We start from the raw sequence: 13931 nt of genomic DNA on the forward strand, positions 1-13931 counted from the left end.
CCTTTACACCTGTTTTCAGTCTCAAAGCGCCTCGTAATCCGAAGCCACGTAGTCCTTGGACGGATCCCAGTTGGGGAAGACGAGATCGTCGCGGCTGACATTCGCCCCGTTGTCCTTCGCCGTCTTGAAGGCGGCATCGAGCGCTATGTTGGTGGCGGAAACCAGCCTGGTCAGTTCTCCCTTGATGTCGGTGGTCTGGCCGGTGAACAGACCCTGAATGGTCTGGGGCGCATTCGGGGTCGGCTCCTGATAAACGCTGGCGACGGCCGCAAGCTCGGGGTTGCGCGCGAACGGGTTCGGCGAAATGCGGATGGTGTTTTCGAACATCTGCAGCGCCTTTTTCGATCGCGCCGACATCGTCGACTGTTCGATGGCCTTCGGGAAGATCGGCGGATCGGAGGAGCCAACGACATTGCCCCACGCGATCTGGCCCTCTTCCGTGCCGAGATAATGGAAGACATCGGCGGCAATGGTCGCGTTTTTCGACTTGGAATAGATGAACATCGTGTTCGAAGCCGATGCAAGCGAGCCGACGATGGTGTAGCCGCCCTTGCCGGGGGTCGGCGCGATGCCGAAATCGAAATTCGGGTTCTCGCGCTCCCACTGGGGGATGTTCCATGGGCCCTGAAGGATCATGCCGGCGGCGCCCTGCGGCATCATCGCGCGCGCCTGCGGCGCGTTGATGCTCATCACGCCCGGGAAGATCGAACCGTCCGCCTTCAGCGCCAGCAGAAGCTCGATGGCGCCGACGATCTCGTCGGCGTCGAAGACCACCTCGCCGGAGCGGAAATCGACGCCATTGCCGATCGACGTATCGCCGCAGGCCAGCCCGTTGGTCTGGGCCAGCGTCCGGCAGGCATCCCACCAGCGATTGACCTGGTTGCCGCCGATGATGAAGCCGAAAGCGCGCCCGGCGTTCATTTCGGTGACCTTCCCGGCCGCTGCGCGGAATGTATCCCAGGTCAGCGGTGTCGTCTCCGGATCAAAACCGGCATCGTTCAGGTATTTCCGGTTATAGAGCGTGAAAGCCGAACTGACGCGGGCCGATGTATAAGGCAGGCCATAGGTCTTGCCGTTGAAGACATTCAGCCCCTCCAGAAAGGCGCCGGGCGGAAATCCCTGCTTCCAGGTCTCGATATCGGGAATGAAATCGTCATAGGCCTGCACCCAGCCCTCGTTGACGGCATAGGCCGGCGGCATGTTGAGCGGCAGGTTGAAGACGTCCTGTGCGGTATTGTTGCGGATGCCGAGCGGCAGGACCTGATTGATCTCGTTCCAGGGCAGCCCGTCATAGACCACTTCGATATCGCGCGCCTTGGCATATTCAGGGAAAAACGCCTTGTAGAAGGTCGCCTTCTGATCGCCGCTGTCGAGCCAGCGGAAGGGTCCATCGGCGTCGATCGGCCCGATGGGTGCGGGAATATCGAATTCCTGCGCGAATGCCCGTCCGACGCCGGTCAAGGCCAGCGCGCCGAAAGCGGCGCTGCCTGCCAGGAACTGCCGGCGTTTCATCGATATAGATAAAGTCATAATCTCCTCCCTTGGCGCATGCCGACCGGTCTTCGGTCAGGGCTGCCCCTGATCTGCATTTATCCGTCTATCATTGCTTACGCATACTGATGTGCCAACAAACCGGATTTGAGACTTGGCGCCGGCGCTCCTCCCGCAAACGCACGCCTGCAAAACAGTGTGATGACGGCTGCGATCTGATGGATATCAATTGAAGTTATCAAAAACAAATGCCATTCTTTACTGCAGCGATAATGGAATTTGATAGCTATGCTGGACAGAATGAGCCTGCTTTTCCGGTTCCGCGCCATTGCCGAGGCGGGCAGCGTGCGCAAGGCATCGGAGGTCCTGAACGTGACCCAGCCCGCGCTTTCGCGGTCGTTGGCGCAATTGGAGGATTACTACGATGCCAGATTGCTCGAGCGCCACGCCCGCGGCGTCCGGCCGACGCCTTTCGGCGCGAAACTGCTTTCAACGATATCGCGGCTTGCCCGCGACTGGGAACTCGCCGAAGCGGAGCTGGCAGGCAATGACCCGGCCGCCGAAGGTCGGCTGCGCATTCATGCCGGGCCGTTGTGGTCCTCCGTCGTGCTGCCGACCGTAACCTCGAAACTGCATGCGCAATTTCCCAATCTGACGCTTGAAATGGCCCCCAGCGTGGCCGGATCATCGCAGGCGCTGATCGACGGGCTGATCGATGTTTCGTTCGGCGGGCTTTACGCGGAAAGCGAACATCCCAACCTGGAGACGCGCGCCTTTTCCAAGATCTGCGACCGCCTCGTCGCCCGCGCCGATCATCCGATCCAGCAATGCCGCGCCGATGATTATGAAGCCGTGCATTGCTATCCCTGGATCATATATTCCGCCGATCCGATCTACGAGGCGGAGACGCTGCACGCCGTCATGGAACGCACCGGAAGACTGCCGCAGATCAGAGTGCGATCAAGCTCTCTTCTGGCCATTTTCCGCCTTTTGCAGGACGGCGACTACCTCTGCATCCTGCCGGATGCCGCTGCCCTCGGCATTCCCGGTCGCCCGATCCTGACGGTGCCGATCGAGCTTGGGCGGCGCAATTCCGATACTGGCGCGGTCTACCGCAAGGCGATCAGTCACTATCCGCCGCTTCAGGCTCTGATGACGCTGTGCGCGGACTATTTCGAGACGATCGACCAGCGCGTCGCATAACGCCCTCAGGCGCCGGCAATTCGCGGCATGCGGGTGGGTTCGGATTTCATGATGCCCTGTATCATGGCGTGAAGCATCCCGGCCTTGAGGTCCTGCGAGGCGGGATCATCCCAGAGATTGCTGATCTCGCCGGGGTCATCGCGAAGGTCGAACAACTCGCCGAAACGGCCTTGACGGTAAACCGTGATCTTGTAGCGCCGGTCGACATAGGTCTCGACATGCGGCATCACCGGGTTGTGCCGGTTCTCGCATAAAATGAAATCCCGCGCTTCCGGTCCGCCCCGCCAGTTCGACCATTGCGACACGCCCTGCATTTCTCCGGGCACGGCAATGCCGGCGGCCTCCAGAAAGGTCGGCGCCAGATCGACGAGGCTCTGCAGGTCCTGCGTGACCGCGCCGGCGGCCACCTTCCCCGGCAGCCTGACGATCATCGGCAGGCGCAGCATGTCTTCATAATGGAACGGCCCTTTGGCGATGAGGCCGTGCTGGCCGAGGAAATGGCCATGATCGGTCGTGAACACCACCAGCGTATTCTCCGTCAGGCCCATATCATCAAGCCTGTCCAGGATGCGTCCGATCTCGGAATCCAGAAAGCTCATCATTCCGAAATAGGTGGCCTTGTCCTTCTTCAGCTCCTCTTCCGGATAGAGATGGCTTTCGCACCCGTGCGCCTGAAAGGGATCGTGCCAGTCTGCGAAGTCGGGTTCTGCCTGCTGGGTCATGGCGAAATGCGGCGGGTTGCGATCATGTTCGCCGGGCGTCACCCGGTCGATATCCATATCCTCGGGATCGTACATCGATGCCCATGGCTCGCTGACGGTATAAGGCGGATGCGGATCATGAAAGCTGGCCCACAGGAAGAACGGCTTTGCGCTGCGGCCGTGCTCATCGAGATAGGCCATGCTGCGCTCCGCGGTCCAGGTCGTATAGTGCATGTCGGCGGGGAGAGACCAGGATCGGTCAGCCCTTGTGTAGCCGCCCTTTCCGCCGAGGCGGGGCGCGTTCCTTGCGCTTTCGCCGTGAACCGGCTGGAAATAGTCCCGCCAGTCGACAAGCCCCTTGTCCTCCATCCAGATCGCGTAGTGCTGGCCCGCATGGCTTTCATCGGCGTGATTGCGGGCAAGCTCCAGATGCTCGAACCCGTACCATGTTCTGTTGAACCCCCGCCAGAAATCCAGATCGCGAAGGACCGGCTGGCACTCGAGAGATTCAGAGCCCGGCGCGCTCGCCAACGGTTGAAAATGCGCCTTGCCGATCAGGGCGGTACTGTAGCCTGCGGCAATCAGATGATCACCGACAGTCGGGACGTCCTCCGGCAGCTTCACCCCGATTGTCCAGGCCCCATGATGCGACGGGTACTGCCCGGTGATGATGCTTGCCCGCGATGGCGTGCACACCGGCGACGGGCAATAGGCGCGGTCAAACCGCGTCCCCTGCATGCACAACCGGTCAAGATTGGGAGTCTTGAGCTTCGCATCGCGCACCCCGAGCGCATCGTAGTGTTGCTGATCGGTGGTGATCAGCAAAATATTCGGCCTCGTCATAAACGCCTCCCGTCCAGACGCCGCACCATAGCGAAAAGAAGCGCGAGGAGCTTTCGAAAGGTATAACCGCTCCATACAACAATTTTATCGCTCGCAGGCAGAGCCGGCTCAGTCTTCGGTTTTCCCTGCCGACGGCGCCCGTCGAATAAATACTTGACTAAAACATTCATATTTGATTTCTCGAGCGCAGGGTTTTTGCGCCTTCGGACGAAGGCCTGCCAGAGGAGTCTCGAATGTCAAATCGTCGTGCAGCATGGTCAGCGGTTACGGTGTCGCTTTGCCTTTTCGTACCGGTCGCCGCCCAGGCGGAAAGCGCCTTCACCGATCATCGCGGAAAGACGATTACGTTCCAGACGCCGCCGGAGCGGGTCGTCACGATCGTCCGTTCCGCCCCGATCATCTACCGGGCGGTCGACGAGACGGCCGACCACATTGTCGGGATGAACAAGGACTCCCTCGACCGCTATTTCACCGAGGGCATCTACACCGAGATGATCCCGGAAATGTCGAAGATCAGCACAAGCGCCGCGCAGGAAGGCTTCGTGCCGAACGTCGAGGCGATCCTGGCCGAAAAGCCGGACGCCGTGATCCAGTGGACCCACGACGAGAAACTGATCGGGCCGCTTGAACGGGTTGGCCTGACCGTTGTCGGCTGGCAGTGCTGCACGGAACAGGACAGGCTCGATTACGTGACGCTGACCGGCTACATGACCGGCCGCAATGACCGGGCACAGGCCATCCTCAAGTCCCAGTCCGATTCTCTCGGGGCGCTCAGTGAAAGGGTGTCGGTCCTTGCTGGCGCGGATATGCCGTCCGTCCTGCATATCGACCAGATCGGCGACCAGTACCGCGTCATCGCCAACGGCTCGCAAGATCTTTCGCTCAGCGGCGTGACCAACCCGGCGGCCGACGGCAGCGGCGAGTGGTGGCGCACCGTCGACATGGAACAGCTCCTGGTCTGGAACCCGGACATCATCATCATTCCGGCCTATGCCGCCGAACTCGACCCGCAGGATTTCTTCGACGATCCGCTGCTCGCGAACATGGCGGCAGTCCAGGCCGGGCGCGTCTACAAGCAGCCGGTCTTCGCCAGAACCCCGGACGCGCCGGAAATCTTCCTGACCTCGGTCTGGCTCGCGGCCATCGCCCACGGCTCCGAATATGCGCCGGCCTTCAAGACCCAGATCACGGATGTCTACAAGCTGATCTACGGCGCCGACCTGTCCGGCGACCAGATCAAGGCCGTTCTCGAAAGCGACAGCAACGCGCCTGCATTCGATTATGCCGAACTCTTCGGCTGAGGCAGCGCCAGAGCGCATCGGCCCGGCAGGACGGAAACTGGCGAGAGTCTCCGTCCTGCCGGGCCTTGTCGTGCTTTTGGTGATGGCAGTCCTTTATTCCGTGACGATCGGCCGCTATGATCTTTCGCTCAAAGAGGTCGCCCTGATCCTGATCGAAAACATCCATCCGCTTGCCGTGCCCTTCTGGGACCCGGTCAAGGAGGTGGTCGTCGAGCAGGTGCGCCTGCCGAGAATACTTGCCGCCGTTCTCATCGGCTTCGGGTTGTCCATTTCCGGGGCGTCGCTGCAGGGGCTGTTCCGCAATCCGCTTGTCGATCCGGGCATTATCGGCGTCACGGCCGGGGCGGGTTTCGGCGGCACGCTCGCCATTCTCCTCGGCCTCCAGGGCTATGCGCTGATGCTGACAGCCTTTCTGTTCGGCCTCGGCAGCGTGCTTCTGGTCAAGCTTCTCTCAACGGTGCGCGGACGCACCAGCATGCTGACGCTGGTGCTGGCGGGGGTGGTCATCTCGGCGTTCTTCTCGGCGGCGATTTCGATCGCCAAGCTTTTGGCCGACCCGTTCCAGAAACTGCCTTCAATAACGTACTGGCTGATGGGCAGCATCGCTTCCAGCAGCTATTCGGACGTGCTGCTGATCCTCCTCGCCGTCGTCCCGTCCTCCTTCGCGATCTATCTGCTGCGCTTTCAGATCAACATCATGTCGCTCGGCGAAGAGAAGGCACGCGCGCTTGGCGTCCGCGTCGTTCTCATCCAGTGGATCATCCTGCTGACCTCCGCGCTGATATCGGCCGGGGTTGTCGCGACCTCGGGCATCATCGGCTGGGTCGGCCTTGTCATTCCTCACGTCGCCCGCGCCCTCGTCGGCGCGGATCACCAGCGCATGCTGCCGGTGGCCGGCGTTCTCGGCGCAATCTATCTGCTGATGGTCGACAATCTGGCGCGCACCCTGACCACCGCCGAAATTCCGCTCGGCATCATCACCGCGCTCATCGGGGTGCCGGTGTTTGCGGTCATCCTGCGCCGCCTGCACGCCAAGGGAGGCTGGGCCGGTGATTGAAGCCCGTGACCTGACCGTGGAAAGAGGCGGCCGGACGATCCTGGAGGGATACAATCTCCGCCTCGACAAAGGCCGCACCCTCGCCATCCTCGGGGCAAACGGGGTTGGAAAGACGACGCTGATCAATACCCTGACGGGGCTCATCCAGCCAAAATCCGGAAGGCTCGTGGTCCGCGGACAGGTCGGGTTCGTCCCGCAGCTCTTCGAGGTGTCGTTTGCCTATTCCGCTCTGGATATCGCCCTGATGGGACGGGCGCGGCATCTCGGGCTGTTCGGCGCGCCGGGGCGCAGGGACTACGAGATTGTCCGTCAATTCCTGTCCATGCTCGGCATCGAGGCCTTGGAGGCGCAGGCCTTCAATGCCCTGAGCGGCGGTCAGCGGCAATTGGTGATGATCGCCCAGGCGCTCGCCTCGGAATGCGATCTGCTGGTGCTGGACGAGCCCTGCGCGGCGCTGGACTACAAGAACCAGGACAAGGTTCTGGATCTCCTTCACGGGCTGCAGGCCGAGCATGGCATGACGATCGTCTTTTCCACCCACATGCCGCAGCATGCAGTCGAAATCGCCACGGACGTGTTGCTGATGACCAGCGGGAGCCGCTATGTCTGCGGCCCGACCGCGCAGGCCCTCGACGCCGGCAATCTGAGCGAACTCTACGACCTGCCGATCGCGCGGGCGGATTTCGCCGGCCTGGCAAAACACACTTATGCGCCGCTGTTCCGTCATCGGGGAGAGAAAGCCGATGTCTGATCCCCACGCCCGGACGAAGGGAATTGCCTACATTCACTGGGGCAACAGCTGGCAGCTTCGCAGCTTCCGGGATTTCCGCCACCATCTCGACGATCTCATCTATATCCACGACCTGCCGAAGGTGGATCTCTCCGCCTACAAGGCCGTGGTCATGCCCGATGCGATGGATGGGCCGGCGGCCGCGGCCCATGCCGGCCAGCTCAATGCCTACCGGCACAATGGCGGCTTCCTCGTGGTATTGCTTCAGGGGCACGCGGACTGGCTGGACACTCCCGGCCTGCGGTGGACACCGGGCAATTGCCGCGACTGGCTGTGGTGGACGAAGGGCGAAAAGCTGGAGATCCGGCTGAGCGAACCGCACCATCCGATCACCGAGGCGATGCCGCTCGCGCATATGAGCTGGCATTGGGGCGGATCCTACAACGTGCCCGAGGGCGCGCGTTCGATCCTGGAAATCGAGGACGGCGGCGGCAGCCTCTTCCTCGACTTTCCATCGCTTCCCGGCGGCGGCCGGCTGTTGCTGGCCTCCCTCGATCCGCATTCCCACAATGGTCAACGGTTCATGCCGGCGACCACCCGGTTTCTGCAGTCCTTCTACCCGTGGCTGAACCGGGAACTCGGCATCGAGAGGCGAAGGCCGAACCGCTTCACCTATCTCCAGTGCAGCCATGTCCCGAGCGAATGGCAGCCGGACCGGCTCGGCCAAAGCCTGGCGGCGGAAGGGTTCGAAGTGAGGTTCGCGCCCCTCTACGAGCTCGGCCCCGACCTGCTGGCGGCGGCCGACACGCTCTACCTGCCGAGCAGCCACGACGAGATCTTCCTGAAGCGCAAGGCGGACGATCTCCTGGGCTTTCTTGCGCAAGGCGGCAACCTGATCATCTGCGCCGAGCCCTGCCAGCCCTGGCTTCCCTTCATGGCCCCGTTCCGGGCCGTGCCGTCCCGCCCCTTCACCAATATCAAGGTTCGGGTGCGCGACGATCGCTTCGGCATTTTCGGCGGTCTTGGCGAGGGCTTCGACGGATGGAAGGGCATCCACGGCCAATATGCGCGCGGCTGGACGGATGCGCCGCCCGGCGCGATCTGGCTGAGCGATGTGGGCACGGACCTCGACCCGAAACCCGCGGACTGGCTCTGGCAATTTCCAACAGACGACGGGCGGGGCGGCTATGTTTTCATGCATAATGGCGACAACATGACCCGCTATCCGGATCACGGGCCCAACAAGGAAGCCCTTGTCGCCAACATAGCCAAGGCTCTCCGGAGACTTTCGATCGGCGACCTGCTGATGTGAGGAATTCGTGAGACCGGAGCTTCCGGTTGCATGAAGCCAGCCTCACGGCTCTTGGCATCTGGCAAAGCCTCGGCTTCCAGAGCCTTTCAAGTTCAGACAATGGAGGCGATCTCCCGGGCTTTGGCTACAAGCTCAAACGCTTCAACTTTCTCCCTCGCGCTCGGGCCTGACGAAGAGCCAGCCTGCCCAGACGAGATACCCGAAGATCGCGATCATCAGGATTGCGCGGCCGGGATAGGGATTGATCCGGTCGTCACGGATATTGACTTCCGGCATCAGTGCGGCGGCGCGGCGAAGGTGCGGGTCGACTGCGGCGTGGAGGCCGAGATTTCGGTTTATGGCTTCGACGCTTTTGTCCTGCAGCGGCCTTGCCGCCAGGCCGAGGTCATAAAGCGCCTGCCGCGCCACGCGGTTGACCGGCCGACATACCGATGAATTCTGGATGATGGGTTCGCCGCCGATCATCAGTTGTATCCGACATTCCTGCCTTTCTTCCCTTCTCGATCATGGCGGTGAAGCCTGTCGCGTCACCAGCGAACGCGCGGCATCGATACACAGGACGCGATAACCCTGAAACGCCAGATGGATGGACGCCGTGGTCTTGGGATTGCCGCCCTTGAAACCGGTTTTCTGAATACAAAGTGTCGACAACTTGCAAGCGGCGACGTATGCTCAAACCCGAAGATCGCCGACTTGGTCGGATCAGGCCGGCTGAACGGATAGCATACACCACCCGCAGGATTGTGTGGAAGCCCGAGGACCGGAAAAGAGGCAGCAATGGCGGCGGCAGAGGCGGCAAGAACGAAAACGCGCGGATCGGGGACCCAGAAGGTCTACGAGACGCTGCGCCGGGAAATTCTGGCGATGGAACTGACACCGGGCAGTCCGCTGGACGAGGTCAGGCTGTCGGAACGTTTCGGCATGTCGCGCACGCCGGTGCGCGAGGCGCTGCTCAGGCTTGCAAGCGACACGCTGGTGACCACGCTGCCCAACCGCAACACCATCGTTTCCGCCATCAATTTTGCCGCGATGCCGCACTATTTCGAGGCCTTGACGCTGATGTACCGGATCAGCACCAGGGGCGCTGCCGCGCGCGGACCGCATGACCCGGCGATGATGAAAGACATCCGCGACCGGCAGGACGAGTTCGTCGCCGCGGTGGAGGCGCAGGACGCCTTCGCCATGATCGAGGCCAATCGCGAGTTTCACGTCGCCATCGCCGAACTTGCGGGCAACGCCTATTACACCGGTTTCTTCTCGCGGCTGCTCGATGAGGGGCGCCGGATCCTGCGGCTCTATTATTCCACCTTCGAAGACCAGCTTCCGCGTCAATATGTCAACGAACACGAGGATATCATCGCGGCGATCGAAGCCGGCGAAACCGAAAGGGCCGACCGGCTGGCGATCGCCCATGCCGGGCAGATCGTGCGCCAGATACAGGAATACCTGTCCCGGGAAACCGAACAGGCGCGCGCGCTGTCACTGGACTGAACAATGGCAAAAAGGACAATATCTTGATGCTTCCGCTTCGGAAAATCCCGACGGCGGGCGAAAGGGCAGGCGGGCCGTCTTCGCCATGGCATGGCGAGATGCGGTCTCAAAACACGGGGAGTTCCCGATGAAAGACGAAGCTGGCGCAGACGCCGTTGTCATTGGCGGCGGCATTATCGGATGCATGGCCGCGCGCTATCTGCTTGCCGGTGGCCGAAGAGTCACGATCCTGGAACGCAGCGCCATCGCCGCCGGAAGCAGCGCGGGCAATGCCGGCATCCTCGCTTTCCCCGAGATCGTGCCGATCCCGTCGCCGGGGATCGCATGGAAAGCGCCGGGTTGGCTGCTCGATCCGCTGGGGCCGCTGACCATCCGTCCGGCCTATGCGGCAAGGCTCGCGCCCTGGCTCTGGCATTTCTGGCGGGCGAGCTCCAGGGCAAATTTCGAACGCGGCCTCAGGGTCCAGGCAGAGCTGATGCAACTGGCGGCCGACGAATTCGAAACGATCCGCAAGGATGCGCGTCTTTCGTCCTTTATCGTCAATACCGGCACGCTCGATCTTTACGACAGTGAAAAGAGTTTCCGCGCCGCAGCGCCCGACTGGGCGAAGAAGCGCGCGGCCGGCTTCGATTTCCATCGCGTCGGCCGCGCCGAGATCGAAGCGCTTCAGCCCGGCCTCGCGCCGCTATTCGAACATGCGATCTACAGCGATGACGGGCTGCAGGTTTCCGATCCCGCCGATTTCACCCGCGCGCTCGCCGACAGCCTGCGGCAAGACGGCGCCACGATCACGATAGCCGAAGTCTCCGCCATCGAGCCGATCGAGGCGGGCGCCCGCATCCGTCTCGCCGATGGCGGGTCGATCGAGGCCCGCACCGTCGTCGTCGCCTGCGGCGCGTGGTCGAAGCGGCTTGCTAAAAGTCTCGGCGAGGCGGTCCCGCTCGATACCGAGCGCGGCTACAACACCACTCTGCCGGCAACAGCCTTCCCGCTGAAGCGCCAGCTTTATTTCAACGATCATTCCTTTGTCGCGACACCGCTGAAGGACGGCATCCGGATCGGCGGCGCGGTGGAATTCGGCGGTCTCGATCTGCCCGCCAACTTCAAACGCGCCGACATGCTGCTGAAACTCGCCAGGCGGTTGATGCCGGGGCTTGAAACCGCCGGCGGCAAACAGTGGATGGGCTTTCGCCCCTCCATGCCCGACTGCCTGCCGGTGATCGACCGCTCGAAGGCCGCGCCGAACGTGCTCTATGCCTTCGGCCACGGCCATCTGGGCCTGACCCAGTCGGCGGCCACGGGGCGGCTGATCGCGGAACTGGCCGCGCAGCAGAAGCCCTCCGCCGATCTCGAAAACCTGCGCTTCGACCGGTTTTCCGGCCGGTAGACGGCATCGGTCGAAGCCTCGTAGCTCACGGCGCGTTCATGCCCTCGGATGCAATTCCTGCGATTGCGAAAAGCGTGTTGACGATAATGTCGACAAACTGGCGACAAATGTGTTAGGGCCGGGTTGACGAGGAAATATCCGCGATCGCGTGAAAATGGAGAGACCGCTGCCATGATGTCCGACAACCGCCCCGCACCGATCAGCGAAGACGAACGCAAGGGCCGGATCGCGCGTCTGCGCGCGGCCATGCAGGCAGCGGGTGCCGATGCCGTCTTGCTGGGATCGACCACCAGCCTTGCCTATTTCACCGGCCTTGTCTGGCATCAAAGCGAGCGTCTGGTCGGCGCCCTGATCACCGCCGACGGCCTGACCTATATCGCCCCGGCCTTCGAGGTTTCGAAGATCGAAACGCTTGAGCGGCTCGACGGCGATATCGCCAGCTGGGACGAGCATGAAAGTTCCGCCGCGCTGGCAGCGAAGCTTCTGGGCCAGGGCCGGACGCTGGCGCTGGACGACGCGCTGCCGTTTTTCGTCTATTCGGCGCTCGCCCGCCAGATTGCGCCGGAACGGCTGATCGACGGCGGACCGATGATCTCGGCGCTCAGGGCGGTAAAATCGCCGACGGAAATCGCGCTGATGCAATATGCGATGAATGCCACGCTTGAAGTGCACCGGCGCGTCCATGCGATGATCGAGCCGGGCATCCGCGCCTCGGAGGTCGTGCGTTTCATCGACGAGACCCACCGCGCGCTGTGCGGTTCGGGCAGCACCTTCGCGATCTGCTCCTTCGGCGCTGCGACATCGCTGCCGCACGGCGTCGATTACGATCAGACCTATGCCGAGGGCGATATCATTCTGGTCGACACCGGCACCATTGTCGGCGGCTACCAGTCGGACATGACCCGGACCTATGTGAAGGCCGAGCCCTCGGCCGAGTTCTCCCGGATCTGGGCGATCGAGCGGGAAGCGCAGCAGGCCGTTTTCGACGCCGCGAAACCGGGCGTTCCGGCTGAAACCCTCGACGATGCCGCGCGCCGCGTGATCGCCGCCCATGGCCTCGGCCCCGATTATCGTCTGCCCGGCCTGCCGCACAGGGCAGGGCACGGGCTCGGCATGGATATCCACGAAGCGCCGTATATCGTGCGCGGCAACGCCACGCCGCTTGCACCGGGCATGTGCTTTTCAAACGAACCGATGATCGTCGTTCCCGACAGGTTCGGCGTCCGGCTGGAAGACATCATCCACATGGACGAAAGCGGCCCGGTATGGTTTACCAGGCCCGGCAGGAGCCCGACCGAGCCCTTCGCCTGACGCCCGGCCCATCCTCATCCAAGAGCCAGAGTGCGACCTCGCGCTTGTGCGAAACCACGCCTGAAGGGAGACGACATGAGCGAAGACTTCGAAACCATTTCGGCCGATGAGGCGAGGGCGCTGGGCGAGGGCCTGTTGCTGGCCGCCGGCTATTCCGGGGATCATGCCCGCGCCATCACCGAGTGCGTCGTGCGCGCGCAGATCGACGAATGTCATTCGCACGGGCTTTACCGGCTGATCAGCTGCTGCGAGCTGATCGAGCGCGGCAAGGTCGATCCCGCCGCCACGCCGGTTGTCGAGGATCGCGCGCCGGCCATCGTCCGCGTCGATGCCCGCCGGGGCATTTCGCTTGTCGCCTTCGAGGCGGGGCTTCCCGTACTCACTGAAAAAGCCAGGAATTGCGGGATTGCGGCACTTGCGATCAACAATTGCTTTCATTTTTCGGCGCTCTGGCCGGAAGTCGAGACGATTGCCGGTGAGGGGCTGGTCGCGATTGCCGTCACGGTCAGCCATGCCTGGGTCGCGCCCGCCGGCGGCAGCCGGCCGGTGTTCGGCACCAACCCGTTTGCGTTCGGCTGGCCCCGGCCCGGCAAACATCCCTTCGTGTTCGATTTCGCCACCTCGGCGATTGCGCGCGGCGATATCGAACTGCACCGCCGCGCGAAAACGCCGCTGCCGGAAGGAACCGCGATCGATGCCGACGGCAAACCCACCACCGATCCGGATAAAGCGGTTGAAGGCGCCATGCTGACCTTCGGTGGCCACAAGGGATCGGCGCTTTCGGCGATGATCGAACTGCTCGCCGGACCGCTGATCGGCGATCTCACCAGCGCCGAATCCATCGCCTTCGACGATGGTGCCAAGGTGGCGCCGTTTCATGGCGAGCTGATCATCGCGCTCGATCCGGGATCGTTTACGGGGCAGGCGGCCCTTGACAATCTGAAGCGCGGCGAAGCGCTGTTTGACGCCGTGGAAGGGCAGGGGGCGCGCCTTCCGTCGGCAAGGCGTTACCGGGCGCGGGCGCGCAACCGCAAGGCCGGCGTCATGCCAGTGCGGAAAAACGTGCTCGATGAATTGCGCGCCCGCGCCGCGCGCACTTGAAAC

The 13931-nt window shown here is 62.7% G+C and carries 12 protein-coding genes; 9 read left to right on the plus strand and 3 right to left on the minus strand.

Features of this window, described 5'->3' with window-relative positions; all coding sequences use genetic code 11:
* Positions 1 to 21: 21 nt before the first annotated feature.
* Positions 22 to 1530, minus strand: a complete 1509-nt coding sequence (locus tag HQ843_RS08240) for an ABC transporter substrate-binding protein (RefSeq protein WP_180898984.1) — start codon at positions 1528 to 1530, stop codon at positions 22 to 24.
* Positions 1531 to 1779: 249 nt separating this feature from the next.
* On the opposite strand from HQ843_RS08240, the gene HQ843_RS08245 reads away from it, so the two are divergent.
* Positions 1780 to 2694 carry a LysR family transcriptional regulator gene (locus HQ843_RS08245; RefSeq protein WP_180898983.1) on the plus strand — a complete coding sequence of 305 codons (915 nt, stop codon included), beginning with the start codon at positions 1780 to 1782 and terminating at the stop codon, positions 2692 to 2694.
* 5 nt (positions 2695 to 2699) lie between these two features.
* Here the strand turns inward: HQ843_RS08245 and HQ843_RS08250 are convergent, their stop codons facing one another.
* The gene (locus tag HQ843_RS08250; protein WP_180898982.1) at positions 2700 to 4238 is read right to left on the minus strand and encodes a sulfatase family protein; all 1539 of its coding nucleotides are present in this window, start codon (positions 4236 to 4238) and stop codon (positions 2700 to 2702) included.
* A gap of 233 nt (positions 4239 to 4471) precedes the next feature.
* On the opposite strand from HQ843_RS08250, the gene HQ843_RS08255 reads away from it, so the two are divergent.
* From HQ843_RS08255 to HQ843_RS08270, 4 genes are read left to right on the plus strand one after another with little or no spacing between them, the layout of a single operon-like run.
* Positions 4472 to 5539 carry an ABC transporter substrate-binding protein gene (locus tag HQ843_RS08255; RefSeq protein ID WP_180898981.1) on the plus strand — a complete coding sequence of 356 codons (1068 nt, stop codon included), beginning with the start codon at positions 4472 to 4474 and terminating at the stop codon, positions 5537 to 5539.
* The gene (locus HQ843_RS08260) at positions 5520 to 6596 is read left to right on the plus strand and encodes a FecCD family ABC transporter permease (RefSeq protein ID WP_246710315.1); all 1077 of its coding nucleotides are present in this window, start codon (positions 5520 to 5522) and stop codon (positions 6594 to 6596) included. The genes HQ843_RS08255 and HQ843_RS08260 overlap by 20 nt, the downstream gene beginning before the upstream one ends.
* Positions 6589 to 7347: an ABC transporter ATP-binding protein gene (locus tag HQ843_RS08265; RefSeq protein ID WP_180898980.1), complete on the plus strand. Its 759-nt coding sequence runs from the start codon at positions 6589 to 6591 to the stop codon at positions 7345 to 7347. The genes HQ843_RS08260 and HQ843_RS08265 overlap by 8 nt, the downstream gene beginning before the upstream one ends.
* Complete coding sequence (locus tag HQ843_RS08270; RefSeq protein ID WP_180898979.1) at positions 7340 to 8638, plus strand: hypothetical protein; 1299 nt, start codon at positions 7340 to 7342, stop codon at positions 8636 to 8638. The genes HQ843_RS08265 and HQ843_RS08270 overlap by 8 nt, the downstream gene beginning before the upstream one ends.
* 141 nt (positions 8639 to 8779) lie before the next feature.
* On the opposite strand, the gene HQ843_RS08275 is transcribed toward HQ843_RS08270, so the two are convergent.
* Positions 8780 to 9103: a hypothetical protein gene (locus HQ843_RS08275; protein ID WP_180898978.1), complete on the minus strand. Its 324-nt coding sequence runs from the start codon at positions 9101 to 9103 to the stop codon at positions 8780 to 8782.
* Between the two features lie 312 nt (positions 9104 to 9415).
* Here HQ843_RS08275 and HQ843_RS08280 point away from each other — a divergent pair, with 312 nt between their 5' ends.
* From HQ843_RS08280 to HQ843_RS08295, 4 genes are all read left to right on the plus strand, one after another.
* Positions 9416 to 10129, plus strand: a complete 714-nt coding sequence (locus HQ843_RS08280; protein ID WP_180898977.1) for a GntR family transcriptional regulator — start codon at positions 9416 to 9418, stop codon at positions 10127 to 10129.
* 127 nt (positions 10130 to 10256) lie between these two features.
* Entirely contained in the window at positions 10257 to 11516 is a 1260-nt protein-coding gene (locus HQ843_RS08285) for an NAD(P)/FAD-dependent oxidoreductase (RefSeq protein ID WP_180898976.1), read from the plus strand.
* Between the two features lie 171 nt (positions 11517 to 11687).
* Positions 11688 to 12827: a M24 family metallopeptidase gene (locus HQ843_RS08290; RefSeq protein WP_180898975.1), complete on the plus strand. Its 1140-nt coding sequence runs from the start codon at positions 11688 to 11690 to the stop codon at positions 12825 to 12827.
* 75 nt (positions 12828 to 12902) lie between these two features.
* Positions 12903 to 13928, plus strand: coding sequence for an Ldh family oxidoreductase (locus HQ843_RS08295; protein WP_180898974.1), 1026 nt, complete (start codon positions 12903 to 12905; stop codon positions 13926 to 13928).
* Positions 13929 to 13931: the final 3 nt, after the last annotated feature.

Origin of the sequence: Martelella sp. NC20, assembly GCF_013459645.1 — a bacterium.
In the GTDB taxonomy this organism is placed as follows: Bacteria; Pseudomonadota; Alphaproteobacteria; order Rhizobiales; family Rhizobiaceae; genus Martelella.